This window comes from Schaalia sp. (genome assembly GCF_050312375.1).
GTDB classification, from domain to species: Bacteria; Actinomycetota; Actinomycetes; order Actinomycetales; family Actinomycetaceae; genus Pauljensenia; species Pauljensenia hyovaginalis.
Map to the genome: position 1 here is coordinate 1 of NZ_JBNOYB010000053.1, position 2,780 is coordinate 2,780.

A 2,780-nucleotide genomic window follows, 5' to 3' on the forward strand; every position below is an offset into this window, starting at 1 on the left:
CTGTGCCGCGACGAAGCGGTGCGCCCGGACGCAGCGGGCCGAGCGCTGTCGCTCTGCCCCGCGGGTCGTCTCGGGGCGTGCGGACGCCCGTTGCGCGGTGAAGAAGCCATAGGACCATGGTGCCCCACGCGCGCCCTCGCGTCGCATCGGAGGCCCGGCGCGCCCCGAGCAGTCGCGCGGCGCACATGCACGGGCCCAGGGCTCGGGGTGCTCCAGGCTCGACCGTGTCGGGCGCTCGGCGCACGGCCCCCGCGCCCCGCGGCCGGAAAGGGCCGGAGCCCCGGACCATGAAGGTCCGGGGCTCCGGGTTGCGTCAGGCGGAGGCGTCCCGCCCCGCGTCTCAGAAGGAGAAGCGCGGGAAGGAGGAACGACCCGCGTAGACCGCGGCATCGCCGAGCTCCTCCTCGATGCGGAGGAGCTGGTTGTACTTCGCGACGCGCTCGGAACGAGCCGGGGCGCCGGTCTTGATCTGGCCGGAGTTGGTCGCGACCGCGAGGTCGGCGATCGTCGTGTCCTCGGTCTCGCCGGAGCGGTGCGAGGTCATCGAACGGTAGCCGTTGCGGTGCGCTTCTTCGACGGCGTCGAGGGTCTCGGTGAGCGAACCGATCTGGTTCACCTTCACGAGGAGGGCGTTCGCGGCGCCGAGCTCGATGCCCTTGCGCAGGCGGGCCGGGTTGGTGACGAAGAGGTCGTCGCCGACGAGCTGGACACGGCCGCCGATCTTCGCGGTGAGCGACTTCCAGGCGTCCCATTCGTCCTCGGAGAGCGGGTCCTCGATGGAGACGAGCGGGTAGTTCGAGATGAGCTTCTCGTAGTAGTCGACCATGTACTCGGTCGGGCGGCCCTCGCCCTCGAACTGGTAGAGGCCGTCCTTGAAGAACTCGGTCGAGGCGACGTCGAGCGCGAGCGCGACATCCTGGCCGGGCTTGAAGCCGGCCTTCTCGATGGCCTCGATGATGAGGTCGAGCGCAGCGGCGTTCGAATCGAGGTTCGGGGCGAAGCCGCCCTCGTCGCCCAGGCCGGTAGACAGGCCGCGATCCTTGATGACGGCCTTGAGGGTGTGGTACACCTCGGCGCCCCAGCGGAGCGCATCGCGGAAGGTCGGCGCACCGAGGGGGGCGATCATGAACTCCTGGATGTCGACGTTGGTGTCCGCGTGGGAGCCGCCGTTGAGGATGTTCATCATCGGGACCGGGAGGACGTGCGCGTTCGGTCCGCCGAGGTAGTGGTAGAGCGGGAGGCCGGCCGAGTCGGCGGCGGCGCGCGCGACGGCGAGGGAGACGCCGAGGATGGCGTTCGCGCCGAGGCGGCCCTTGTTGTCGGTGCCGTCGAGGTCGATCATGGCCTGATCGATGGCGCGCTGGTCCGAGGCGTCCTCGTCGATGAGCTCGGGGGCGATGACGTCGGTCACCGCGTCGACGGCGTCCTGGACGCCCTTGCCGAGGTAGCGGCCCTTGTCGCCGTCACGGCGCTCAACGGCCTCGAAGGCGCCGGTGGAAGCGCCGGAGGGAACGGATGCACGCGAGAGGGTGCCGTCCTCGAGCATGACCTCGACCTCAACGGTCGGGTTACCGCGCGAGTCGAGGATCTCGCGAGCTCCAATTGCCTCAATCCTTGCCACGTCATTCTCCAATCGATCAATTTCGTGGACCTTGGTCGCTCCCAACGATAGTGCGTCGGCGGCGCGAGTCCTAGCCCAACTGCGAATCCTTGCAGCCCTTCAGCCGAGGGGCGCACAGGGATCCGCTCAGGCGCGACATTGGTCCCGGATGGGCCCCGGGCCGGTGGAGTGATGCATCACAGCCGCCCGATCGCCCTCGTCGACGAGGGCGGGGCGGATCCTTCGAACCCGGCGCCCGCCGGGCCACGCCTACTGGGGGAGGACGCCCTCGGCGCCTTCGGCGGCCGCGAGGTCCGACAACTCGACGACATCGCCGAACCTGGGCGGAACAGCGGTCCCATCGGGCAGGGCGCTCCCGTAGCGCGGATTGATCTCGACCTGCTGGGAGGCGGCGATCTCCTGGAACTTCTGCTGAGCCTCCGCGACGGTCTGCTCATCGAGGGCGCCGATCTGCGAATTGATGACCGTGTAACGCAGGATCTCGGTCAACACCTTGCCGATCCCGTCCTGGGGGGCCACGACCTTGCCGGAGGCCACGAGGCCGTCGAGGTGGGCCTGGACCTCCTCGTCGCCCGCTGCGAGATCGAGCTCGTCGGCGAGCTCGGTGAACTTGAGGGCATCGGGGACCATGCGGACCACCGTCGAGCGGTCGAGGGTCTGACCGGTGAGCGCCGCGTAGTCCTCGACTCCGCGGGTGATGTCCGCTTCCGAGTAGGCGACCCCGTTGACACTGACTGCGGTGCCGGGCTGGGCGGTGCAGGCCCCCAGTCCGAGCACGCCGATCGACGCGGCGGCGATCAATGCCGCGGTCTTGACTCTCACAACCATGTCCTTCCTGACGGTGGCCCCGCTTGACCGCGGCCAGTGTAGACCAGACGGCTGTGAATCCTCGAAGACCTCACCGACACCCGCTCAGCACTCGTCTCCCCTCACGCCCCGCCAGCGGCATCCGGATCTCGACCATCCGAATTGAGAGGTTTCGAAACCAAATCGAAACCGAGGAAGGTGTCGACCGTCACAAGCGAAGACGATAGCCTCTCCTCCGTCGGGGACACCTACGCATCCGCCACGTGCTTGAACAGGAGGTTCAGCAATGAGGACACCGAAGACCCGTTCGCAAGGGCTTCGCGCCTGCCGGGAAGAGTAACCCCTCTACATA

General features: G+C 68.4%; 2 protein-coding genes. Both read right to left on the minus strand.

The genetic code is table 11. From position 1 onward, the window contains the following. Positions 1-340: 340 nt before the first annotated feature. Positions 341-1,621 (minus strand): phosphopyruvate hydratase, encoded by a 1,281-nt coding sequence (gene eno / locus ACQY7V_RS04400; RefSeq protein WP_235361901.1) that lies wholly within the window; start codon positions 1,619-1,621, stop codon positions 341-343. A 249-nt stretch (positions 1,622-1,870) separates the two neighbouring features. Beyond that, complete coding sequence (locus ACQY7V_RS04405; RefSeq protein WP_154476409.1) at positions 1,871-2,443, minus strand: hypothetical protein; 573 nt, start codon at positions 2,441-2,443, stop codon at positions 1,871-1,873. Between the last annotated feature and the right edge of the window lie 337 nt (positions 2,444-2,780).